General features: G+C 68.2%; 20 protein-coding genes and 1 pseudogene. 14 read left to right on the plus strand and 7 right to left on the minus strand.

Going from position 1 to position 23317, the window contains the following annotated elements:
* Positions 1-298, plus strand: a pseudogene (locus GKO32_RS35640) (radical SAM family heme chaperone HemW); the annotation flags it as partial.
* Here the strand turns inward: GKO32_RS35640 and GKO32_RS35645 are convergent.
* Entirely contained in the window at positions 299-1234 is a 936-nt protein-coding gene (locus GKO32_RS35645; RefSeq protein ID WP_312869148.1) for a LysR family transcriptional regulator, read from the minus strand.
* A 100-nt stretch (positions 1235-1334) separates the two neighbouring features.
* Here GKO32_RS35645 and GKO32_RS35650 point away from each other — a divergent pair, with 100 nt between their 5' ends.
* From GKO32_RS35650 to GKO32_RS35685, 8 genes are read left to right on the plus strand one after another with little or no spacing between them, the layout of a single operon-like run.
* Positions 1335-2213: an FAD binding domain-containing protein gene (locus GKO32_RS35650; protein WP_154761323.1), complete on the plus strand. Its 879-nt coding sequence runs from the start codon at positions 1335-1337 to the stop codon at positions 2211-2213.
* A 2-nt stretch (positions 2214-2215) separates the two neighbouring features.
* Positions 2216-2692, plus strand: coding sequence for a (2Fe-2S)-binding protein (locus GKO32_RS35655; protein WP_154761336.1), 477 nt, complete (start codon positions 2216-2218; stop codon positions 2690-2692).
* A 35-nt stretch (positions 2693-2727) separates the two neighbouring features.
* Positions 2728-5061 (plus strand): aerobic carbon-monoxide dehydrogenase large subunit, encoded by a 2334-nt coding sequence (locus GKO32_RS35660; protein WP_154761337.1) that lies wholly within the window; start codon positions 2728-2730, stop codon positions 5059-5061.
* The gene (locus tag GKO32_RS35665; RefSeq protein ID WP_154761324.1) at positions 5061-5903 is read left to right on the plus strand and encodes an XdhC family protein; all 843 of its coding nucleotides are present in this window, start codon (positions 5061-5063) and stop codon (positions 5901-5903) included. Before GKO32_RS35660 ends, GKO32_RS35665 begins: the two co-directional genes overlap by 1 nt.
* Positions 5896-6753, plus strand: coding sequence for an AAA family ATPase (locus tag GKO32_RS35670; protein ID WP_154761325.1), 858 nt, complete (start codon positions 5896-5898; stop codon positions 6751-6753). The genes GKO32_RS35665 and GKO32_RS35670 overlap by 8 nt, the downstream gene beginning before the upstream one ends.
* The gene (locus tag GKO32_RS35675) at positions 6750-7871 is read left to right on the plus strand and encodes a vWA domain-containing protein (protein WP_312869149.1); all 1122 of its coding nucleotides are present in this window, start codon (positions 6750-6752) and stop codon (positions 7869-7871) included. The genes GKO32_RS35670 and GKO32_RS35675 overlap by 4 nt, the downstream gene beginning before the upstream one ends.
* 33 nt (positions 7872-7904) lie before the next feature.
* On the plus strand, positions 7905-8714 hold the full coding sequence (locus GKO32_RS35680; RefSeq protein WP_154761326.1) for a siderophore-interacting protein: 810 nt from the start codon (positions 7905-7907) through the stop codon (positions 8712-8714).
* A 45-nt stretch (positions 8715-8759) separates the two neighbouring features.
* A complete protein-coding gene (locus tag GKO32_RS35685) occupies positions 8760-9998 on the plus strand; it encodes a serine hydrolase domain-containing protein (RefSeq protein WP_154761327.1) in 1239 nt (412 codons plus the stop codon).
* Between the two features lie 225 nt (positions 9999-10223).
* Here GKO32_RS35685 and GKO32_RS35690 read toward each other — a convergent pair whose 3' ends face one another.
* From GKO32_RS35690 to GKO32_RS35715, 6 genes are all read right to left on the minus strand, one after another.
* The gene (locus GKO32_RS35690) at positions 10224-11219 is read right to left on the minus strand and encodes a TIGR03842 family LLM class F420-dependent oxidoreductase (protein WP_154761328.1); all 996 of its coding nucleotides are present in this window, start codon (positions 11217-11219) and stop codon (positions 10224-10226) included.
* A 9-nt stretch (positions 11220-11228) separates the two neighbouring features.
* The gene (gene hydA / locus GKO32_RS35695) at positions 11229-12614 is read right to left on the minus strand and encodes a dihydropyrimidinase (protein ID WP_154761329.1); all 1386 of its coding nucleotides are present in this window, start codon (positions 12612-12614) and stop codon (positions 11229-11231) included.
* Positions 12614-13456, minus strand: coding sequence for a nitrilase-related carbon-nitrogen hydrolase (locus GKO32_RS35700; protein ID WP_312869150.1), 843 nt, complete (start codon positions 13454-13456; stop codon positions 12614-12616). The genes hydA and GKO32_RS35700 overlap by 1 nt, the downstream gene beginning before the upstream one ends.
* A complete protein-coding gene (locus GKO32_RS35705) occupies positions 13407-14975 on the minus strand; it encodes an NCS1 family nucleobase:cation symporter-1 (protein WP_154761330.1) in 1569 nt (522 codons plus the stop codon). Before GKO32_RS35705 ends, GKO32_RS35700 begins: the two co-directional genes overlap by 50 nt.
* Positions 14976-15085: 110 nt before the next feature.
* Positions 15086-15451 carry an SSI family serine proteinase inhibitor gene (locus GKO32_RS35710; RefSeq protein WP_154761331.1) on the minus strand — a complete coding sequence of 122 codons (366 nt, stop codon included), beginning with the start codon at positions 15449-15451 and terminating at the stop codon, positions 15086-15088.
* Positions 15452-15512: 61 nt separating this feature from the next.
* Entirely contained in the window at positions 15513-17102 is a 1590-nt protein-coding gene (locus GKO32_RS35715; RefSeq protein ID WP_154761332.1) for a PucR family transcriptional regulator, read from the minus strand.
* Between the two features lie 83 nt (positions 17103-17185).
* Here GKO32_RS35715 and GKO32_RS35720 point away from each other — a divergent pair, with 83 nt between their 5' ends.
* From GKO32_RS35720 to GKO32_RS35740, 5 genes are all read left to right on the plus strand, one after another.
* A complete protein-coding gene (locus GKO32_RS35720; RefSeq protein WP_154761333.1) occupies positions 17186-18496 on the plus strand; it encodes an aspartate aminotransferase family protein in 1311 nt (436 codons plus the stop codon).
* Positions 18493-19983 (plus strand): CoA-acylating methylmalonate-semialdehyde dehydrogenase, encoded by a 1491-nt coding sequence (locus GKO32_RS35725; RefSeq protein WP_312869151.1) that lies wholly within the window; start codon positions 18493-18495, stop codon positions 19981-19983. Before GKO32_RS35720 ends, GKO32_RS35725 begins: the two co-directional genes overlap by 4 nt.
* A gap of 69 nt (positions 19984-20052) precedes the next feature.
* Positions 20053-21078 carry a heat-inducible transcriptional repressor HrcA gene (gene hrcA, locus GKO32_RS35730; RefSeq protein ID WP_312869152.1) on the plus strand — a complete coding sequence of 342 codons (1026 nt, stop codon included), beginning with the start codon at positions 20053-20055 and terminating at the stop codon, positions 21076-21078.
* Positions 21079-21113: 35 nt separating this feature from the next.
* On the plus strand, positions 21114-22280 hold the full coding sequence (dnaJ, locus tag GKO32_RS35735) for a molecular chaperone DnaJ (RefSeq protein WP_312869154.1): 1167 nt from the start codon (positions 21114-21116) through the stop codon (positions 22278-22280).
* Positions 22280-23032 (plus strand): 16S rRNA (uracil(1498)-N(3))-methyltransferase, encoded by a 753-nt coding sequence (locus GKO32_RS35740; RefSeq protein WP_154761335.1) that lies wholly within the window; start codon positions 22280-22282, stop codon positions 23030-23032. Before dnaJ ends, GKO32_RS35740 begins: the two co-directional genes overlap by 1 nt.
* Positions 23033-23317: the final 285 nt, after the last annotated feature.

Here is a 23317-nt window from a genome sequence, read left to right on the forward strand (position 1 = left end):
CTGGTGGAACGTCAAGCACCCGGCGAAGTACGCGTCGCTGCTCGCCAACGGGGAGTCGCCCGAGGCGGGGCGGGAGGTGCTGACCGGCGAGGACCGGCATCTGGAGCGGATCATGCTCGAACTGCGGCTCGCCGAGGGGCTGCCACTGGACGCGCTCGACGATGCCGGGCTCCGGGAATCCTCGGTCGCGGCGGACGAGGGACTGCTGGATCCCGGGTCGCTGCGGGACGGGCGCGCTGTGCTCACCGATCGGGGCCGGCTGTTGGCGGACGCGGTGGTGCGTCGCCTCGCCGCTTGATCAGCTCCAGATCGTCACGTACACGGGCGGCTTGAATCGCGACGGCGGCACGCCCACGCCGGGGGAGCGCATGACCTGCATCGCGGCCGGCGTGCCCAGGAAGTGCCGCAATGACGCGGCCGCGGGGGAGAGACGGTCGCGGGGGAGCGTGGTCAGATGCCAGCACACGCGCGCGGGGGTCGCCGGGGTGGGAACCACGACGAGCTCACCCCGGCGCAGCTGAGGTGCGACGAGATGTTCGACGGCGACCGAGACCCCGTCACCGCTGGCCGCCGCGGACCACGCCGCGGTCTGGTTCGGAAACACGCTGATCTCGTCGTCCGGCACGCCGAGCCGGTCGAGCAGCCGCGCGGTCTCACTGTCGGGGTCGGCGCCCGACGGGTCGAGCAGCCACGGCCATTTCGCCGGGCCGCCGCGGTGTCGTGACCTCGGCGCCGCGACCGCGACCAGCGAGCAGCGGAAGATCGGCGTGCTGTCCAGGCCGCCCTCCAGCTGCGGCCCGAGCGCCGCGTCCGCGAGGCGGCTGCCCAGCAGCACCGGCATCTCCGCGGTCCGGGCGAGCCCGGCCGATGCGTCGACCGGCAAGCCGGATCGGGCGCCGAACGCCTCCAGCAGCGGGTTCGCGACGAACTCGGCGAGCGTGCTGGTCACCGCCACCTGAAGCCGTTCCGCCACCCCGTTCGCCTCGCGGACCGCTGCGTCGGCGTCCGCGCCGAGAGCGACCATCTGCGACGCGATCGGCAACAGGCGAATGCCGCCCGGGGTGAGCGTCATCCCGTTGGCGGTGCGCACGATCAGCTTGTCCCCGTGGTGGCTGCGCAGCGCCGCGAGCGCCTGCGAGACGGCCGGTTCGCTCACGCCCATCGCCCTGGCGGCATCCGTGACCGATCCGAGGCGAGCGACCAGAACGAAAGCGCTGAGCTGACCGAGCGTCACAATCGCTGATTCTAAGCCACCCTGGGACGTTGATCTGCATTCATAACCGAACCATTATTCGGGCGTTGCGCCGGTCGCCGGGCCGGGAGAACGTCACTCCATGCAAGTACCCGCCCAGTTCCAATACGAGAAAGCGACCAGCGTGGCGCAAGCGCTGAGTCTGCTGGGGAAATACGGTCCGGAATCGAGGGTCGTGGCGGGTGGCCACAGCCTCATCCCGATGATGAAGCTGCGCCTGGCCCAGCCGCAGACGCTCATCGACATCAACGAAGTCGAGGAGCTGACCACGATCAGCGTCGACGGGAACATGCTCTACATCGGCGCGATGGTCCGGCATGCCGGACTGCTGTCCTCGGCACTCGTCGGTGAGCACTTCCCGATCTTTCACGATGCCGAGAAAGTGATTGCCGATCCGATCGTCCGCAACCGCGGAACGGTCGGTGGTTCGCTGTGCCAGGCCGACCCTTCCGAAGACCTTTCCGCCGCATTTGCGGCAGTACGCGCGGAAGCGGTCATCGAATACGGAGAAGGGCGGCGAACGGTACCGATTCGCGAATTCTTCACCGGGCCGTACGAAACGGTCGTCGGTGACGGTGAATTGCTGCGGGGTGTTCAGGTGCCGATCCGGTCGTCGGCTTCGGCGTACCAGAAGGTCGAGCGGCGCGCGGGGGATTGGGCGGTCGCCGCGGCCGGCGCGGAACTGCGGTTGGACGGCGAAACCGTGGCCGAAGCCGGGATCGGGCTGACCGCCGTGGGTGCCGAAAACTTCCACGCGCCCGAGGCCGAGGACTTCCTCGTCGGCGGCCCGGCGACGGCCGATCGGTTCGCGCGGGCCGGGCAGATCGCGGCCGAGCACTGCGAGCCGGTAGCCGATCAGCGCGGCCCCGTCGACTACAAGCGGCATCTGGCCGCGACCCTCACCGCCCGCGCGCTCGGCGCGGCACTGGCCCGCTGGCACGGCCGGCATCAGGAGGCGTGACGATGGAGATCGGGGTGACGGTGAACGGGACGGTTTACCGGCGTGATGTGGAGCCGCGGCTGCTGCTCGTGCACTTCCTGCGCGACGAGCTGCGGCTGACCGGGACGCACTGGGGCTGCGACACGTCGAACTGCGGCGCGTGCGTGGTGTGGCTGGACGACGTGCCGGTCAAGTCGTGCACGGTGCTCGCGGTGATGGCGGACGGGCACCGGGTGCGCACCGTGGAAGGCCTGGCGAACAACGGCGACCTCGACCCGGTGCAGGCGGGTTTCCGCGAGTGTCATGGGCTCCAATGTGGATTCTGCACCCCGGGCATGATGATGACGTCGCGGTGGCTGCTCGACCACAATCCCGATCCGTCCGAAGAGGACATTCGCGAGGCGATTTCCGGGCAGCTGTGCCGGTGTACCGGGTATGAGAACATCGTCCGCTCGGTTCGCTGGGCGGCGGAGCACGAGACAGTGGAGGCGCAGCCGTGACCACCACCGAACAGACGCCGATCGGCTTCGGCCGGATGCATCGCAAGGAGGACGCGCGGTTCCTTCGTGGGCACGGCACCTACGTCGACGACGTCACGTTGCCGGGCATGCTGCACGGCGCGGTGCTGCGCAGCCCGTACGCGCACGCGAAGATCGTCTCGATCGACACCAGCGCCGCCGAGGCGCACCCGAAGGTACGGGCGGTCATCACCGGTGAGACGCTGGCCGGGCTCAACCTCGCCTGGATGCCCACGTTGTCCGGTGACGTGCAGGCCGTCCTCGCCACCGACAAGGTTCGCTTCCAGGGGCAGGAAGTCGCGTTCGTGGTCGCCGAAGATCGTTACTCCGCGCGGGATGCGCTGGAGCTGATCGACGTCGACTACGAGGCGCTCGAACCCGTGGTGGACGCTCGCAAGGCGCTCGATGAGGACGCCCCGGTGATCCGTGACGATCTCGAAGGCCGCACGGACAACCACATCTTCGACTGGGAGACGGGGGACGCCGCACGCACCGACGAGGTGTTCGCAAACGCGGAAGTCGTTACCACACAGGATATGCTGTATCCGCGGGTGCATCCGGCACCGTTGGAGACCTGTGGCTCGGTCGCGGACATGGACCCGATCACCGGCAAGCTCACCATCTGGACCACGACACAGGCGCCGCACGCGCACCGCACGTTGTACGCGCTCGTGGCCGGGTTGCCGGAGCACAAGATCCGGGTCATTTCCCCGGATATCGGCGGTGGTTTCGGCAACAAGGTCGGCATCTATCCCGGCTACGTGTGCTCGGTGGTCGGCTCGATCGTCACCGGCAAGCCGGTGAAGTGGATAGAGGACCGCTCGGAGAACCTGATGAGCACGTCCTTCGCGCGTGACTACCACATGCACGGCGAAATAGCGTCCACAAAGGACGGTAAGATCCTCGCTATCCGGGTGAAGGTGCTTGCCGATCACGGCGCGTTCAACGGCACGGCGCAGCCGACGAAGTACCCGGCCGGTTTCTTCGGTGTGTTCACGGGTTCTTACGACATCGAGGCCGCGCACGCGTCCGTCACGGGGGTCTATACCAACAAGGCGCCCGGCGGGGTCGCCTACGCGTGCTCGTTCCGGATCACCGAGGCGGTGTACCTTGTCGAGCGGCTCGTCGACGTGCTGGCGTACGACCTGGACATGGATCCGGCGCAGCTGCGGATGAAGAACCTGCTCAAGCCCGACCAGTTCCCCTACCAGAGCAAGACGGGCTGGGAGTACGACTCCGGTGACTACCCGCGGACCTTGCGGATGGCGCTCGATCTGGCGCACTACGACGAACTCCGGATGGAGCAAGCGAAACGGCGGGACGCCGGTGAGCTGATGGGCATCGGCGTCGCGTTCTTCACCGAGGCGGTCGGCGCCGGGCCGCGCAAGCACATGGACATCCTCGGTCTCGGCATGGCCGACGGTGCCGAACTGCGCGTGCACCCGACCGGCAAGGCGGTGCTGCGGCTGTCGGTGCAGTCACAGGGGCAGGGGCACGAGACCACGTTCGCGCAGATCGTCGCCGAGGAGCTCGGTATTTCGCCGGACGACATCGACGTGGTGCACGGTGACACCGATCAGACCCCGTTCGGGCTCGGCACCTACGGTTCCCGTTCGACACCGGTGTCCGGGGCGGCCACGGCGGTGGTGGCGCGGAAAGTCCGTGAGCGCGCGAAAATCGTCGCCTCCGCGATGCTCGAGGTGAGCCCGGACGACCTGGAATGGGAGAAGGGGCGCTGGTTCGTCAAGGGCGACCCGGCGGCCGGAAAGTCCATTCAGGACATTGCGATGGCCGCGCATTCCAGTCTGGAACTGCCCGAAGGTGTCGAGGGGCAGCTGGACGCGACGTGTGTCTACAACCCGCCGAACCTGACTTATCCTTTCGGTGCTTACGTTTGCGTGGTCGATGTGGACGCGGAGACCGGGCAGGTGAAGGTGCGTGACTTCGTCGCGGTCGACGACTGTGGGGTGCGGATCAACCCGATGATCGTCGAGGGGCAGGTACACGGTGGTCTCGCGGACGGGGTCGGCATGGCGCTGATGCAGGTGATGGCGTTCGACGAGGACGGAAACCACCTCGGTGGGTCCTTTATGGACTATCTGCTGCCGACGTCGATGGAATGTCCGTCGTGGCGGCTGGGTGAGACGGTCACCCCGTCACCACACCATCCGATCGGCGCCAAGGGGGTCGGCGAGTCCGCGACCGTCGGGTCCCCGGCCGCGGTGGTCAACGCCGTGCTCGACGCGCTGAAGCCGTACGGAGTGCGGCACGCGGACATGCCGCTCACCCCGGCGGCCGTGTGGTCGGCCGCGCAGGGCCGCCCGTTCCGAACCGACCTGGCGATCACCTGATGTTCCGAACGGAAGTGCTGGCACAGGCCGATTCGCTGCGGGCGCACCGGCGGCCGTTCGTGTTCGCGACGGTCGTCCGGGCCCAGCGGCCGACGAGCGCCAAGCCCGGCGACTGTGCGCTGGTGCTGCCCGACGGCACCATCGAGGGTTTCGTCGGCGGGGACTGCGCGGAGTCGACCGTGCGGCGCCACGGCATCCGGCTGCTCGGCACCGGGAAGTCGGCGCTGCTGCGGATCACGCCCGAGGCGAGCGCCGAGCAGGTCGAGGAAGGCGTTGTCACCGTGGGGAATCCGTGCCTTTCCGGTGGTTCGCTGGAGATTTTCCTGGAAGCCCGGTTACCACCGGCGCTCGTCGTGGTACACGGCGATGCGCCGGTGGCGCGGGCGCTCGCGTCGGTCGGCAAGGCGCTGGGCTACGACGTGCACCCGAGCACCGATCCGTTGCCCGAGAATGCCGATGCCGTACTGGTCGCGTCGCACGGGCGGGACGAGGACAGGGTGCTGCGGGCCGCCGTGGCGGGCGGTGCCCGGTACATCGGGCTCATCGCGAGCCGTCGCCGGGGCGCGGCGGTGCTCGAAACGCTGGGGCTCGGCGCGGATGTCGTGCATACTCCGGCAGGGCTGGACATCGGCGCGCGCACTCCGGAAGAGATCGCCGTGTCGGTGTACGCGGAGCTGATCGCGTTGCGACCGCGGGCGCCGGTGGAAAAGCCTGCCACGGCAACGGATCCGGTGTGTGGGATGACCGTGGCGATCACGGCCGGCACGCTGCGGCTGGCCCGGGATGACCAGATCTTCTATTTCTGCGGGCCGGGATGCCGGCAGGCGTTCGCCGATGGGTGAGACCGTAGGGGAGCTCGCCGCCGAGCTCGCGGCGGCGAGCTATCTCACCGATCAGGCGCTGGCGACGGCGTTGTTCCTCGCGGTGCGGATGCCACAGCCGATCCTGCTCGAAGGCGAGCCCGGTGTCGGCAAGACCGAGGCGGCGAAAGCGCTTTCCCGGGCGCTGGACACGAAGCTGATCCGGTTGCAGTGCTACGAGGGACTGTCCTCGGCGGACGCGTTGTACGAGTGGAACTATCCGCGACAGCTGCTGGGGATCCGGCTTGCCGAGGCACGCGGGGAGGCACTGTCCGAAGCGGACTTGTTCGGTGCGGACTACCTGCTGGCCCGGCCGTTGCTGGCGGCGATCGAACATCCGGGGCCCCGGCCGGCGGTGCTGCTCATCGACGAGGTGGACCGCGCCGACGACGAGTTCGAAGCTTTCCTGCTGGAACTTCTCGCCGAAGCGGCGGTGACGATCCCGGAGCTCGGCACCCGCCGGGCTGCGTTCCCGCCGATCGTGGTGCTGACCTCCAACCGGACCCGCGAGCTGCACGACGCGCTGAAACGGCGGTGTCTGTACCAGTGGATCGCCCATCCCGAGCCGGATCGGGTCGCGGCGATCATCCGGCTGCGGGTACCCGGCGTCGCGGGGTGGCTCGCGGAACGGGTCGCGTCTTCGGTGCAGCGGTTGCGCGGGTTCGGCTTGGCCAAGCCGCCCGGTGTCGCCGAGGCCATCGACTGGGCGTCGGCGCTGCACGTGCTGGGGGTCGAGGTGCTCGACGAAACCGCCGTCGGTGACACGATGAGTGCGGTGGTGAAGTACGAAGAGGACAGAGCGGTCGTCGAGTCCGCCGGGCGGTGGTGGTGAGCGATCTGGCCGTGCTCGCGGCGCGGTTCGGCGAAGCGCTGCGAGCTCAGGGCGTCGCGGTCGGGGCGGACCGGTCGGCGCGGTTCACCCAGGCCGTGCTGCTGGTGCGACCGCGGACCAACGACGAGCTGTACCGGTGCGCGCTCGCCACGCTGGTGTCCACTCCGGACCAGATCGTCGTACTGGACCGGGTTTTCGCCGCCGTGTTCGGAGGCGGCGACCCGGCTGATTTCCGCGGCGACCGTCCGGATGAGACACTCGCCGCGGGGGAAACCCGCCAGGTGACCGAAAGCATCGGCGAAAGCGGGCGCAAGATCGAGCTGCCGACGTTCGGCAGTGCGGCCGAACACCTTGCCACCCGGGATTTCGCCGATCTCGAACCCGGCGAGCTGGCACTGTTACGTGAGCTGATGCGCCGGTTCCGGATCGCGACACCATCGCGGCGGTCACGGCGGAAACGGGTGGCGCCGGGCGGGCGGCGGGTCGATCTGCGGGAGACGTTGCGCCGCGCACGCCGCAGCGGGGGTGAACCGGTCAGGCTGCGCCGGTGGGTTCCGCGCGAGAAACCGCGGAAGCTGGTGGTGTTGTGCGATATTTCCGGGTCCATGGAGGCGCACGCCCGCGCGATGCTGCAACTGCTGGTGTGCGCGCGGTTGGGCGCGCGGGCGGAGGTGTTCACGTTCGCGACCCGGCTGACCCGGCTCACGAAAGTGCTGACCGCGGACCCGGCGAGGGCCATGCGGGAGGCGGGCGAGCAGGCTCCGGACTGGTCCGGCGGCACGCGGATCGGCGTCGCGCTCAAGGAGTTCATCGAGTCCTACGGCGCGCGAGGCATGGCCCGCGGCGCCGTCGTAGTGATCATTTCCGACGGCTGGGAGACCGGTGGCACCGAACTGCTCGCCGGCCAGATGGCCCGGCTCTCGCGGCTTGCCTTCCGGGTGGTGTGGGTCAACCCGCGCACCGCGCAGCCCGCGTACCGGCCGCTCGTCGGCGGGATGGCGGCGGTGTGGCCGTACTGCGACTTCGTCGTCAGCGCCCATCGCCTGGACGCACTGGACGAGCTTCTGGACGCCGTGGGGTGGGCGCGGTCCCACCGGCATCCGTCAATCTTAGGGTAGCCTAACAGCGGAACCGAGGTGAGGAGCAAGCGAATGGCGGACAAGCCCGAACGCAGGGTCCGGCCGGCGACCCGGCTGGAAGTGCTGCGCACCCAGCAACTCACGCCGCACATGATCAGGATCGTCGCCGGTGGTGAGGGATTCACGGCGTTCGAACCGAACGAGTTCACCGATGCCTATGTCAAAGTCCTGTTTCCGGTGCCGGGAGTTTCGTATCCGGAGCCGTTCGACCTGGGCGTGATCCGGGCGGAGTACCCGAGCGAGCAGTGGCCGGTGATGCGCAGCTACACGGTGCGGCACTACGACGCGGACGCCCGTGAGCTGGCCATCGACTTCGTGCACCATGGTGACGAGGGGGTCGCCGGTCCGTGGGCGCGTCAGGTGAAACCGGGGGATACGTTGCTGCTCAACGGTCCTGGCGGGGCTTACGCGCCGGGTGCCGAGGCAGACTGGCACCTGCTGGTCGGTGACGAGAGCGCGTTGCCGGCGATCGCGTTGACGCTGGAGGCGATGCCCGCCGGGGTGCCGGTGCGGGCGTTCATCGAGGTCGAGGACGCGAGCGAGGAGCAGCCGCTGGCGACCAAAGCGGACGCGCAGATCCGGTGGATTCACCGTGCGGCGGGTGCCGATCTGGTATCGGAGGTGCGCGCGCTCGAGTTTCCCGAGGGACTCGTGCAGGCGTTCGTGCACGGGGAGGCCGGTTTCGTGCGAGAGCTGCGGCGGTACCTGCTCGGTGAGCGCGGTGTGCGGAAAGACCTGCTGTCGATCTCGGGCTACTGGCGCCGGGGTGCGACGGATGAGCAGTGGCGCGCGGAGAAAGCCGCCGAACGAGCAGCGGGGTAAGGCCGCGCGGGCTCGGACCTGCGCTTGCGCGGGATAATCGGGAGTATGACTCTGGAGACGGACACCGATCCCGCTGAAGCCGGTTTCGACGCGAGCCGGCTGGCCCGGATCGACCGCCACTTCGCCCGTTACGTCGATGAGGGTTTGCTGCCCGGCTGGCAGATTGTGGTCACCCGGGGCGGGAAGCTGGTGCACGTTTCGAAATACGGCCGACGTGATATGGCGGCGGAGCGCCCGGTCGAATCGGGCACGCTGTGGCGGATCTTCTCGATGACGAAGCCGGTCACGTCGGTCGCCGCGATGATGCTGTTCGAAGAGGGCGCTTTCGAGCTGACGGACCCGATTTCCCGCTGGCTACCGGAATTCGCCGCGCCACGGGTGTACGTCAAAGGGTCGGCGCTGAACCCGGTGACCGAACCCGCCACGTCGCCGATCCGGGTGTGGCATCTGCTGAGCCACACTTCCGGCCTGACGTACGGTTTCCATCAGGCGCACCCGGTCGATGCGATGTACCGTCAGGCCGGGTTCGAATGGTTCGCGCCGGCCGGGCTCGATCTGGCACAGTGTGTCGAAAAATGGGCGCAGTTACCGTTGTTGTTCCAGCCGGGCAGTGAATGGAACTATTCGGTGTCGACGGATGTGCTCGGCCGGTTCGTCGAGGTTGTTTCGGGACAGTCGCTGGACGAGTTCTTCGCGCAGCGGATCTTCGGGCCGCTGGGTATGATCGACACTTCGTTCGGCACTGATGACTTGGACCGGGTGGCGTCGATGTATACGGCGCACCCGGGGACGCGTCAAGCGGTGTCGAATTCGGCGTTCGGCAAGGTCGGCATCGGAAAACCGGACTACCTTTCCGGCGGTGGTGGTCTCGTCTCCACGGCGGCTGACTACCATCGTTTCACGCAGTTTCTCCTGCGGGGCGGCGAACTCGACGGGGCGCGGTTGCTGAGCCCGCGCACGATACGGTTGATGACCAGTAACCACCTGCCCGGCGATGTCGACCTTGAAGAATATGGTCGCCCGCTCTTCGCGGAAGTACCCTACGATGGGTACGGTTTCGGGTTGGGATTCGCTGTCCTGAAAGATCCGGTCAAGGCGAAAACCCTGTCCACCCCAGGCGAATACTCCTGGGGTGGCGCGGCTTCCACCGCATTCTGGATAGACCCGGCGGCCGGCGTGACAGGATTGTTCTTCACCCAGCTGGTACCGTCGAGCACCCACCCCATCAGGCAAGAAATGCGGAAACTGGTATACCAAGCCATGGTGGAAGAAACGAGGCTTTGAAAAAGGCCCAACTCGACCACCTCGAAAAGGTGACGTCCCGTTGGGCCAGTTATCCCGGAGCCAGCCCGCCGGCGAGGCAATCTTTTTGAGTCGCGCTCCGCGTGATGCCCTTCTTATGTTGGGTGCGGATTTGACCGGGCGCAGGGCGCCCTCGAGAGTGGACCCACCCCCGCCCCACTTCGCCTGAGTGTTGGAGGCTTCGTGTTGGTTCGGGTCAGGGGTGTCTCAAGTGGACAGTTTGCCGATGATGTTTTCGTAGGCTGCCAGCGTTCGCTCGCGGGCATCGTGCATCAGGTAGAGGGCGAACTGGTCGGCACCCAGTTCCGCGAGCTCCTGGAGGCGTTCGATGTGGGCGGTCGCCGGGCCGGTCAGGCAGAATCTGTCCACGATCTCGTCCGGCACGAAGTCCGTCGACGGGTTCCCTGCGCGGCCGTGGTGGGTGTAATCGTAACCGTGCCGGTTGCGGATGTAGTCCGTCAGCTCTCGCGGGACAGGGCCGGAATCTCCATACCTGGCAACAAGATCGGCCACATGGTTACCGACCATGCCGCCGAACCAGCGTAACTGTTCCCGCTGGTGCGCCACATCATCGCCGACGTACGCGGGGGCGGCGACGCAGATGGTGATGCCCGCCGGGTCACGGCCTGCTGCTCGAGCCGCTTCGTGGACGGAGCTTATCGTCCACCGGGCGATCGCCGGGTCGGCGCACTGCAGGATGAAACCATCCGCCTGCTCACCCGCCAACCGTAGCGCCTTCGGGCCATAGCCTGCCATCCAGATTTCGAGCCGGCCATTGCGCACCCACGGGATCCGCACCGCCTTGCTGTTCAGCATGGCTTCGCGGCCTTCCGCCAACTCTTTCACCACATGCATGCACTCGCGCAATGTGGCCAAAGTGGACGGTGGTTTCCCGATCACCCGGTGCGCCGAGTCACCCCGGCCGATGCCGCAGACCGTGCGGTTGCCGAACATGTCGTTCAGCGTCGCGAACAACGAAGCCGTGACCGACCAGTCCCTGGTGCCCGGGCTCGTCACCATTGGGCCGACGGTCATCGAGGAAGTCGCCGCGAGAATTTGCGAGTAGATGACGAACGGCTCCTGCCACAGGATGCAGGAGTCGAACGTCCAGCCATACCCGAAACCCCGGGCCTCCGCATTCTTCATCAACCGCACCACATCACGCGCGGGCGGATTCGTTTGCAGCACCACACCGAAATCCATGGTGACCCCTCAGTTCAGGTACTGGCACAGCTCACGTGACAAGAAATTCCCGTGACTCGTCGACCCCGTGAAACCGGCCGAAGAGACCACAATCTTGCCCCGCGACAACACAGTGTCCACTTTCCCGGCGATCTCAAAACCTTCATAAGCGGAATAGTCCACCGCCATATGATGTGTTTCCGCGGAAAGCGTCTGCCTGGCCGCCGGGTCGTAGATCACGATATCCGCATCCGAGCCCGGAGCGAGCACGCCCTTGCGCGGGTACAACCCGAACATGCGCGCCGGCGTCGTCGAGCAGGTCTCCACCCAGCGCCCCAGCGAGATCTCGCCCGCCACCACACCCTGATGCAACAGGTCCATCCGGTGCTCGACACCCGGCATCCCGTTGGGGATCTTCGAGAAATCGCCGCGCCCCAGTTCCTTCTGGTCCTTGAAACAGAACGGGCAGTGATCCGTGGAGACCACCGAAAGATCGTTCGTCCGCAAACCCCGCCACAAGTCGGCCTGATGACGTTTCTCCCGCAACGGCGGGGAAGCAACGTACTTCGCGCCTTCGAAACCGGGTTTCGCCAGGTCTTCAATGGACAGATACAGATACTGCGGGCACGTCTCGGCGAATACGTTCTGCCCCGCGTCCCGCGCCTCGGCCACGGCGGACAGGGCTTCCGCCGCCGACAGGTGCACGACATACAGTGGCGCACCCGTCACGCGAGCCAGGGTGATCGCGCGCGAAGTCGCTTCACCCTCCAAAGCGGACGGACGCGTGTACCCGTGCTGCACCGGATCCGTGTGCCCGGCCGCCAGCGCCGCGGCGACCAGTTCGTCGATCGCGATGCCGTTCTCCGCGTGCATCATGATCATCGCGCCGGTCTCGGTGGCCTTCCGCATCGCACGCAGGATCTCGCCGTCCGTGGAATAGAAAACGCCGGGGTAGGCCATGAACATCTTGAAGCTGGACACCCCGGCCCCGACGCAGGTCTCCATCTCCTTGAGCGTGCCGTCGTTGACGTCCGACACGATCATGTGGAAACCGTAGTCGATCGCACAGTTCCCATCGGCCTTCTCGTGCCACTTGTCCAGAGTGGACAGCAGCGAAGTACCCTTGGCCTGCACGGCGAAGTCGATGATCGTGGTGGTCCCGCCCCACGCGGCGGCCTTGGTCCCGGTCTCGAAGGTGTCGGCCGAGAAGGTGCCGCCGAACGGCATTTCCAGATGCGTGTGCGCGTCTATCCCGCCTGGCAGCACGTACTTTCCGGTTGCGTCCAGCACGGTGTCCGCCGTCTCGACCACGCCCGGCTCGGTGACGGCGGTGATCCGTTCATCCGTCACCAGGACATCGGCCCGCACACCACCGGAAGGCGACAGCACCGTCCCGTCCTTGATGAGAGTACGCATCACGGCTCCACCATCGATCCGTATGAATCCGGGCGCCGGTCACGGTAGAACGCCCACAGGTCACGCACCTGCGTGAGCTTGTCCATGTCGAGATCCCGCACGACGACCTCGTCCCGCTCGTCCGACGCCGCGTCCCCGACGAGCTGTCCACGTGGGTCCACAAAGTACGTCTGACCGTAGAAGTCGTTGTCCCCCAAGGGTTCTACTCCGACCCTGTTGAGGGCGCCGACATAGTATTCGTTCGCGACGGCCGCCGCGGGCTGCTCGAGCCGCCACAGATACTGCGACAGGCCACGGCTGGTCGCCGAGGGGTTGAACACGATCGTCGCACCGGCCAGGCCGAGCGCCCGCCAGCCTTCCGGGAAATGCCGGTCGTAGCAGATGTACACGCCGATCCGCCCGACCGCGGTGTCGAACACCGGATATCCCAGGTTGCCGGGCCGGAAGTAGAACTTCTCCCAGAAACCCTTCACCTGCGGGATGTGGTTCTTCCGGTACTTGCCGAGGTATTTGCCGTCCGCGTCGATCAGCGCCGCGGTGTTGTAGTAGACCCCCGGCTGCTCCTGCTCGTACATCGGTGCGACCACCACGATTCCGTGCCGCTCCGCGACTTCCTGCAAGAGTTTCGTCGTCGGCCCATCCGGGATGCCTTCGGTGTAGGAGTAGTAGTCGGCGTCCTGCACCTGGCAGAAGTACGGGCCGTAGAACAGTTCCTGCAGGCACACTACCTGCGCGCCCTGCGAGGCGGCGGTGCCGATCGCGTCGACCGCGCCGGCGATCATCGAGTCCTTGTCACCCGTCCACCGCTGCTGCACCAAGGCGGCCCTGATCAGGTTGCTCACGGATTTCCTCCCTTTCTCTCCCCGCGCGACCGGGCAGGGTCAGCACGAGGTAGACCACGAAACCGCCGGCAAGGCCGGCGACCCAGCTGTAGTCGTAGAACGGTTTGAGGAACGGGATGAACCCGTCCGCGGGGAACGGCCCGTCCGAACCGGGCGCGGTGTACGCGCCGCCGACCGCGAGCACCGCGCCCACCAGCGTGGCGAGGACCGCTTGCCAGCTCCAGCCCGCGCGGAACCAGTACCGGCCGCGCTCGGTGTACAGCCCGGCCAGATCCAGTGTGCGCCGCCTTCGCACCCAATATCCGGCGACGAGCACCCCGGCGACCGCACCGAGAATTCCGCCGTAGAACCCGAGCCACGCGAAAATGTAGATGTTCGGGTCCGAATACAGTTTCCACGGCTGGATCGCGATCCCGATGATGCCGGTGAGCAAACCCCCGACCGCGAACGTGATCCGTTTCGGGAAGGCGTTGGAGAAGTCGTAGGACGGGCTGACCACGTTCGCCGCGAGGTTCGCCGAGATAGTCGCGAGCACGAGCGCGATCAGCGCGACGACCACGAGCGCCGGGCTGGTGAACCGGTCCGCGAGCCGCGCCGGGTCCCAGATCGCCTCGCCGTAGAGCAGTTGCCCACCCGACGTGGTCAGGATCGCGACGACCGCGATGAACGTCATGGTCGTGGGGAGGCCGAGCAGCTGGCCGCGCACCTGCTTCGCCTGGCTGCCGCCGAACCGTGTGAAGTCCGGCATGTTCAGCGAAAGCGTCGACCAGAACGCGATCATCGCCATCAGCGAAGGCGCGAACACCTTCCAGAAACCGGCGCCCCAGCCGAGTTTCGCCGGTTCGGCGAGGATCGGGCCCGGCCCGCCCGCCTTGATCAGCACATACGCCAGCAGGATCAGGAAACCCACCGACACCAGCGGCGCTGTCCAGTTTTCGAACCGCCGCACGGCTTCCATCCCGCGCCAGATGATCAGCATCTGCGCGACCCAGAACACCCCGAACGAAAGCCATAACGTCCACGGCTGCCCGCCGACTTCGGTCGCCTGCCGCCAGCCGTTGCCTGCCAGTTTGCCGACGAGGATATAAATCGCCTCCCCGCCCACCCAGGTCTGGATACCGAACCAGCCGCAGGCGATGAACGCGCGCAACAACGCCGCCAGATTCGCGCCGCGAATTCCGTAGAAGGCACGCGCGAACACCGGGAACGGGATGCCGTATTTCGTGCCCGCGTGACTGTTCAGCAGCATCGGGATCAGCACGATCAGGTTGCCGAGGGTGATCGTGATGAGCGCCTGCAACCAGTTCATGCCGAGTGCGATCAGCGAAGAAGCCAATGCGTAGGACGGGATATTGTGAGCCATTCCCATCCAGAGCGCGAAATAATTGTAGGTAGTCCAGGTCCGCTTTTCCACCGGCACGGGGGCCAGTTCGCTGTTGAAGAACCGGCTGCCGCGAAGCGATGCGGTGTCACGAAGATCCACTCGCCCGTCGGGATGTGCGATCTGCGAGGGTGCCATTGCGGAATGGTGCGCGCCCCGCGCGGCGGGTGGCACTGACAAAGTGTTCACCGTTGCCCGCGCCCGCGCGCATTCTGTCGATTGCGCCCGGCGCGGGCCCCCTGCTGCGGCTAATCGGCGAAGGCGAAGACGCCCGCCGTCTGGGAGCTCGCCACGCAGCGATTCGGGTAGCTCTGGTGGAAAGCCACCGGGCGGCCGTGCCAGTGCCCGTACGCGAGCGCGGTGACCGGAGCGTAGATCATCGGGCACATCCGCGGCTCGGCTTTCAGCCGGCGGAAATCGCCGTCGGCCGCGGCCAGGGTGGTGCATGCGCGTTCGGCCTCCGGGTGACTGCCGCCGGCCGGATCGCATTCCAGCGTCACGGACGCGATCGGGCCGGAATCCGAGCGCAGGGTCAGGGTCATCGAGGCGGCCGGCTGAGCGGGCGCGGTGACGGCGAGCATGGTCGCGATGGCCGCGATGGTGGAAAAAGGCATACCGTTGGTATCGGCTGTTTTCCGGGCCGCTACGCCTACCCGACCGAGTGATGATCTCGCGTCAGCGATCCAGATCGCGGGCCAGCAGTGCGACATAGAGCGACAGCATGGATTCCGGGTCCTCCAACGGGACGCCCAGTATCTGCTCGATGCGCGCGAGTTGCTGGTAGTAGGCGGTTCGCGAGGTGTGTGCGGCCGCCGCGGCGGCGGACTTGTTGCCGCCGTGTTCGCAGTAATGCCGCAAGGCCTGGACCAGCCGGGTGCCCGCGGCGGCGTCGCGCGAAAGCAGCGGGCCCAGTTCACGGGCGGCGAATGCCCGCACCCGCTCGTCGTCGGCGAGCAGGTGCAGCAGGCCGCGCAGCCGGACGTCTTCGAGCCGGTGCACCGCCTCGTCGGCGGGGCCGTGCAGTGCGGCTGCCGCGACGTGCGCCGCCTCCAGCAGGCTGCGCTGCGCCTGCGCGGGACTGTCCACCGTCGTCCCCGCCGCGACGACGCGCGGCCGCCGGATCGCGGCCGCCAGCCGGTCCAGCACCGCATCGACATTCGCCTTGGGGGACAAGGAAAGCAGCGCCCGCACGGTCAGCTCGTCGGTCACCGCGACGAGCGCGGACACCCGTGCCCGCCGGGTCGCCAGCGACACCGTCTCGGCCAGTTCCCGCAGCACCGCGGCGCCGGATACGTTCGGCTGCCGCAGGTCGGTCAGCCGCGGCCGGATCGCGACCCCCACCAGTCGGCGCCCCGGCAGCGGCACCCCCAGCGCGGAGGCCCGTGCCAGCAGTTCCGCCGAGGGCACCGGCGAGGCCAGCAGCTCCGCCAGCACCGCCCGATGTGCCTGCCGTTCCAGGCTGTCGGTGTCCCGCGCGACGAGCTGGTGCACCGCCAGCGCGGAGGCGGCCCGCTCGGCGACCACCACGTACCGGTGCGGCGGCGGCTCGTCGGTGACGATGATCAGCCGGCCCCAGTCGTCCCCGCGGGCGCCGACGACCGCGATCAGCCAGCCCGCTTCCGCCGCGAACGCAGCGCGCTCGCCGACATGCACCGACCGCGACCGCGCGAGCCAGCCCGCCAGCAGCTCCCCGGGGTCGGTGCCCGCGGCGTCGTAGGCGAGTACCTCGTGTGACAACGTCTCCAGCACCGCGGGCCGCTCGGTCAGCCGGACCACCTCGCGCAGCACCTCGGCCGGATCGCCGCCGGACACCGACAGTTCGGTGAACACCTTGTGCACCTGCTCGGCGGCGCGCAGCTCCGCCACCTGGGCGTCCACGATGAGCCCGTTGACCGTCTCCGTCACGGTCACATAGCGGGTTTCCCGCGAAAGCGTGATGAGCGGTAACCCGTTGCGGCCGGCGGCGGTAACCAGCGCGGCGGGCAGCGAGTGGCTCCAATGCCGCACCAGCTCCACGACCAGCCCGGCCACCCCGGCTTCGGCGAGCCCGTCGACGTACTTCGCCAGCGCGGCCGGATCGTCGGGCAACGCGACCCCCGTGGTGAGGACCAGCTCGCCGCCCTTGAGCAGGTGCCCGATATCGGCCACCTCCGCCACGTGCACCCAGCGCACCGGCGCGTCGAGACCTTCGGCACCGGCCACCACCCGGGGGCGGCCGTGGCGCACCACCGGCAACGCGAGCACGTCGGCGACCGTCGGATACATAGGACACAAACTGTACGGGCGAATCCCGTTCTCCGTACACATTGCGTGTGTCGGCTGCCGCCCCCGCTCGGCAGACTCGGGGCATGACCGAATCGGAACTGGCGGCCCGTCACCGCGCCGTGCTGCCGGACTGGCTGGCGCTGTACTACCGGGAACCGATCGAGATCGTGCGCGCGAGCGGGCGGCGGGTCACCGATGCCGCGGGCCGGACCTACCTCGACTTCTTCGCCGGCATCCTGACCAACGCCATCGGTTACGACGTCGCCGAAATCTCCGATGCGGTGCGCGCGCAGCTGGACACCGGCGTGCTGCACACCTCGACGCTGTACCTGATCCGTAAGCAGGTGGAACTCGCCGAGCAGATCGCCCGGCTGTCCGGAATCCCGGGCGCCAAGGTGTTTTTCACCAACTCCGGCACCGAGGCCAACGAGACCGCGCTCATGATCGCCACCCAGTACCGGCGCAGCAACCAGATCCTGGCGCTGCGCAACTCCTATCACGGTCGCGCGTTCGGCACGGTCGCGATCACCGGCAACCGCGGCTGGTCGGCCAGTTCGCTGTCCCCGGTCAAGGTCAGCTATGTGCACGGCGGGTACCGCTACCGCGACGCGTTCGGCGCACTGTCCGATGAGGACTACATCAAAGCCTGCACCGAGGATTTGCGTGACGTGCTCGAGACGACGACGTCCGGTGACGTCGCCGCGCTCATCGCCGAGCCGATCCAGGGGGTCGGCGGATTCAACGTGCCACCGGACGGACTGTTCGCCGCGTTCAAGGAAATCCTTGACGCGTATGGGATCCTGCTGATCTCCGATGAGGTCCAGACCGGGTGGGGCCGCACCGGCGAACATTTCTGGGGAATGCAGGCACATGGGGTCACCGCGGACGCGATGACATTCGCCAAGGGCCTCGGCAACGGGCTCGCGATCGGCGGTGTCGTCGCGCGGGGTGACGTGATGGACTCGATCACCGCGAACTCGATTTCCACCTTCGGCGGCAACCCGATCGCGACCGCGGGCGCGAAGGCCACTTTGGACTATCTGCTCGACAACGACCTGCAGAGCAACGCCGCGAAGCTCGGCAACCACCTCATGGCCGGGCTCCGCGAGCTGGCCGAGCGCCACGACATCGTCGGTGACGTGCGCGGTAAGGGACTGATGATCGGGGTGGAACTGGTCGAGGCCGGCGGGTCCGGCATTCCAGCTCCGAGTCCTTCGCTTGCCGCCGCCGTATTGGAGGAAACGCGGGCACGCGGTCTGCTGGTCGGTAAGGGCGGGCTGTACAACAACGTCATCCGGCTCGCCCCGCCGATGACGCTGACCCACGAAGAAGCGGACGAGGCGCTGGAGATCCTGGGTGCTTCCATCGCCGCCGTGCGGGAGGGAACCAAGTGACCACAAGGATTTCCCACTGGATCGACGGGAAACACTGGGCTGGGGTGCCGGAACGGGCCGGGGAGGTGTTCGATCCCGCCACCGGCGAAGTCCGCGCACAGGTGGACTTCGCCGGTGCCGGGCAGGTCAACGACGCCGTCGCCGCGGCGGCCCGCGCCTTTCCCCAGTGGCGCGACACTTCGCTCGCCGCGCGCAGCCGGATCCTGTTCGCCTTCCGCGAGTTGCTGACCGCGCGCCAAGGCGAGCTGGCGAAGATCATCACGTCCGAGCACGGCAAGGTCGAATCGGACGCGGCAGGTGAGGTCGCCCGCGCGATCGAGAACGTCGAATACGCTTGTGGCGCACCGCAGTTGCTCAAGGGCGGGTTCAGTGAAAACGCTTCCCGCGGCGTCGACGTCTATTCCATCGCCCAGCCGCTCGGCGTGGTCGGGGTGATCTCACCGTTCAACTTCCCCGCGATGGTGCCGCTGTGGTTCGTGCCGAACGCGATCGCCTGCGGCAATACCGTTGTGCTGAAGCCGAGTGAGAAGGACCCGTCGGCGTCGGTGTTCATCGCCGAACTGTTCGCCGAGGCCGGGTTGCCGGACGGGGTGCTGAACGTGCTGCACGGCGACAAGGTCGCGGTCGACGGCCTGCTGACGCACCCGGTGGTGAAGGCGATCTCCTTCGTCGGTTCGACGCCGATCGCGCGCTACGTCTACGAAACCGGGACCCGCAACGGAAAACGCGTGCAGGCACTGGGTGGTGCGAAGAACCACATGGTCGTGCTGCCCGACGCCGATCTCGGCCTGGCCGCCGACGCCGCCGTGTCCGCGGGTTTCGGCTCGGCGGGGGAGCGGTGCATGGCGGTGTCGGTCGTCGTCGCCGTCGAGCCGGTGGCCGACGAACTGATCGCGCAGATCTCCGGGCGGATGTCGCGGTTGACCGTCGGCGACGGCCGGGACCCGACTTCGGAGATGGGGCCGCTGGTGACGGCGGCACACCGCACCAAGGTTCAGTCCTATGTGGACGCGGGGGTGACCGAAGGCGCGCGGCTGGTGGTGGACGGCCGTGATCTCGCCGTGGACGGCGGCGGTTTCTGGCTCGGCCCCACCCTGTTCGACCACGTGACCCCGGAAATGTCGATCTATCGCGACGAAATCTTCGGCCCGGTGCTTTCGGTCGTCCGCGCGGACAGCTACGACGCCGCGCTGGAACTGGTCAACGCCAACGCCTACGGCAACGGCACCGCGATCTTCACCAACGACGGCCGCGCCGCACGGCGGTTCCAGAACGAGGTGGAAGTCGGCATGGTCGGCCTCAACGTGCCCATCCCGGTGCCCGTCGGCTACTACTCCTTCGGTGGCTGGAAGGACTCCCTGTTCGGCGACAGCCACGCTTACGGGCCCGAAGGTTTCCACTTCTTCACCCGCACGAAGGTGGTGACGAGCCGCTGGCCCGACCCGGCGCAGGGCGGGGTCAGCCTGGGCTTCCCGCGGAACTCCTGAGCGGGGCGCCCCGCTCGGCCGGTACCTTCCGTAAACTCGGTATCAAACGTCGAGCACGGGAGGTGAAGGGTGGCCAGCTCGGAGGAGCGTCGCTTCGAAGTGCTGCGGGCCATCGTCGCCGACTACGTCGCCAACCAGGAGCCGGTCGGGTCCAAGGCGATCGTGGACCGGCACAGCCTGGGGGTGTCCAGTGCGACGGTCCGCAACGACATGGCGGCGCTGGAGGAAGACGGCTACATCACCCAGCCACACACCAGCGCCGGGCGCATCCCGACCGACAAGGGCTACCGCATGTTCGTCGACCGGCTCTCCGACGTCAAACCGCTGACCCAGGCCGAACGCCGCGCCATCACCAGCTTCCTCGACGGCGCACTGGACCTCGACGACGTGCTGCGCCGCTCCGTGCGCCTGCTCGCGCAGCTGACCAGGCAGGTCGCGGTGGTCCAGTACCCCACGATGTCCACCGCGACGCTGCGGCACCTCGAAGTCGTGCCGCTCACCCCGGCCCGGCTGATGCTCGTCGTGATCACCGACTCCGGCCGCGTCGACCAGCGCACCATCGACCTCGGTGACGTGACGACCGAGGAGAACGTGGGCCGCATCCGGGACGTGCTGAACGCGAAACTGTCCGGCCGCAAGCTCACCGACGCGGCCGCCCGCGTCGCGGAGCTCCCTGACCAGGCGCCGGGTGAGCTGCGCGACGCGCTCGTGCGAGTCTGTACCGTGCTGGTCGAACACCTCGTCGATCACCCCGAGGAACGGCTTGTCCTCGGTGGCACCGCGAACCTGACCCGCAACGTCGCGGACTTCCCCGGCTCGCTCCGGCAGGTGCTGGAGGCGCTCGAGGAGCAGGTCGTGGTGCTCAAGCTGCTGGCGGCGGCCCGCAACCCCGGTGCCATCACGGTGCGCATCGGCGAGGAAAATGAGGATGAGCAGATGCGCAGTACCTCGGTCGTGTCGATCGGCTACGGGAAGGACGACATGCTGCTCGGCGGTATGGGCATCGTCGGGCCGACCCGGATGGACTACCCGAGCACGATCGCCGCGGTGCGCGCGGTCGCCAACTACGTGGGGCAGATCCTGGCCGGCGGCTAGCCGGCAGGCCAGGACAGCAGGAGGACTTGAGAGCGGTGGCGAGGGACTACTACGGCATTCTCGGCGTGGCCAAGAACGCGTCCGACCAGGAGATCAAGCGCGCGTACCGGCGGCTCGCGCGTGAGCTGCATCCGGACGTGAACCCGTCCGAGGACGCGCAGCACAAGTTCGGCGAGGTCACCACCGCGTACGAGGTCTTGTCCGATCCGCAGAAGCGCAAGATCGTGGACCTTGGCGGCGACCCGCTGGACAACGGCGCGGGCGCACGCGGCGGCGGAGGTGATCCGTTCGGCGGGTTCGGCGGGCTCGGCGACATCATGGACGCGTTCTTCGGCGCGGCCTCCGGTGGCAGCCGCGGGCGCGGCCCGCGCAGCCGGGTGCAGCCCGGTTCGGACGCGCTGATCCGGATCAGCCTCACCCTGGAGGAGTGCGCGACCGGGGTGGACAAGGAGATCGCGGTGGACACCGCGATCCTGTGCGACCAGTGTCGTGGCAACGGCACCGCGCCCGGCGGCACCGTCAAGACCTGCGACACCTGCAACGGCCAGGGCGAGATCCAGTCGGTGCAGCGGTCGTTCCTCGGCCAGGTCGTCACCGCGCGGCCGTGCCCGGTGTGCCGCGGCTACGGCGAGGTCATCACCGACCCGTGCCGCCAGTGCGGCGGCGACGGCCGGGTGCGGGCGCGCCGCACGGTGACCGCGAAGGTGCCGGCCGGGGTCGGCGATGGCATGCGGATCCGGCTGTCCGGTCAAGGCGAGGTGGGCCCCGGCGGTGGGCCGGCCGGTGACCTGTACGTCGAGGTCGACGAGGAACCACACGACGTGTTCCTCCGCGAGGGCCACGACCTGCACTGCAACCTCCGCGTGCCGATGACCACGGCGGCGCTGGGTGCGACGGTGCCGATGGACACACTGGTCGACGGCGAGTTCGAGCTCGACCTCGACCCGGGCACCCAGCCGGGCGCGGAGTTGTTGTTGACCGGTAAGGGCATGCCGCGGCTTCGTTCGTCCGGGCGCGTCGACGGGCGTGGCGACCTGCATGTGCACATCGACGTCGCGGTGCCGACCAAACTCGACGAGGCCCAGCGCGAGCTGCTGCGTGAACTGGCCAAGCAGCGCGGGGAAGAACTACCGACGCTGGCCAACGGTGGCCGCTCAGGCGGGCTGTTCTCGAAACTGCGTGGCGCCAAGAGCCACCGGTAATGCCCGGCACCACCTCGCCGGTGTTCCTCGTTCGTGAACTGCCCGCGGGTGCGGACGCCGTGCTCGACGGCGAAGAAGCACGGCACGCGGTGACCGTGCGGCGGATGCGGGCGGGGGAGCGGCTCACGTTGTCCGACGGGGCGGGGGCGGCGGCGGACTGTGTCATCGCGGCCGTGCGCCCCGGCCGTGACCCCGCGCTGGACCTGACGATCGAGCGCCGGTGGAGCGAACCGGCGCCGCCGCTGCGGGTGACCGTCGTGCAGGCGCTGGCCAAAGGCGACCGGGGTGAACTGGCCGTCGAACTCGCCACCGAAGCCGGCGCCGACGCGATCCTGCCGTGGCGCGCTGAACGCAGCGTCGCCCGTTGGGAAGACGGCGCCCGTGGCGCGAAAGCCCTCGCCCGTTGGCAGAGCACGGCGCGCGCGGCGGCGAAACAAGCCCGGCGGGTGTGGGTGCCGCCCGTCGAAGACCCCGTCGACACGCCCGGACTCGCCGCAGCCGTGACCGGCGCGGCACTCGCCCTGGTCCTCGAAGGAACCGCCGAGGAACGGCTCACCCACGTCGATCTCCCCCGAGTGGGGGAGGTGTTGATCGTGGTCGGTCCGGAGGGTGGCATCACCGATGCCGAGCTCGCCACACTGCGCGCCGCGGGTGCCATTCCGGTCCGGCTCGGGCCCACTGTCCTGCGAACTTCCACCGCCGCCGCGGTCGCGCTCGGAGCGCTCGGCGCCCGCACCAGCCGATGGGATTAGCGGTCCAGCACCCGAAAATTCAAGATGCAATATGGCGCTAAGGTCGGCCAACCCATTACCCTGAACTCCAGCACCTGGGGCGGCCAGTCCCAGGTACCCGAACCCCGCCGGACACCTCCCCCCTCGGTCCGGCGGAGCCGCGGCGGCGGTGGGGCGACCCCCAGGTTCCACCGCCCCGCGGCGCCCCCTACTCATTCGCCTGCGGCTCATCTCGCTTGGGCGCGGGGCGGTTCTTTTCTGGGGGTCGAACCCCCAGACCCCCGCCAGGGCGGCTCCGCCCCCTGG

The organism is Amycolatopsis pithecellobii (assembly GCF_009707865.1).
GTDB classification, from domain to species: domain Bacteria; phylum Actinomycetota; class Actinomycetes; order Mycobacteriales; family Pseudonocardiaceae; genus Amycolatopsis_E; species Amycolatopsis_E pithecellobii.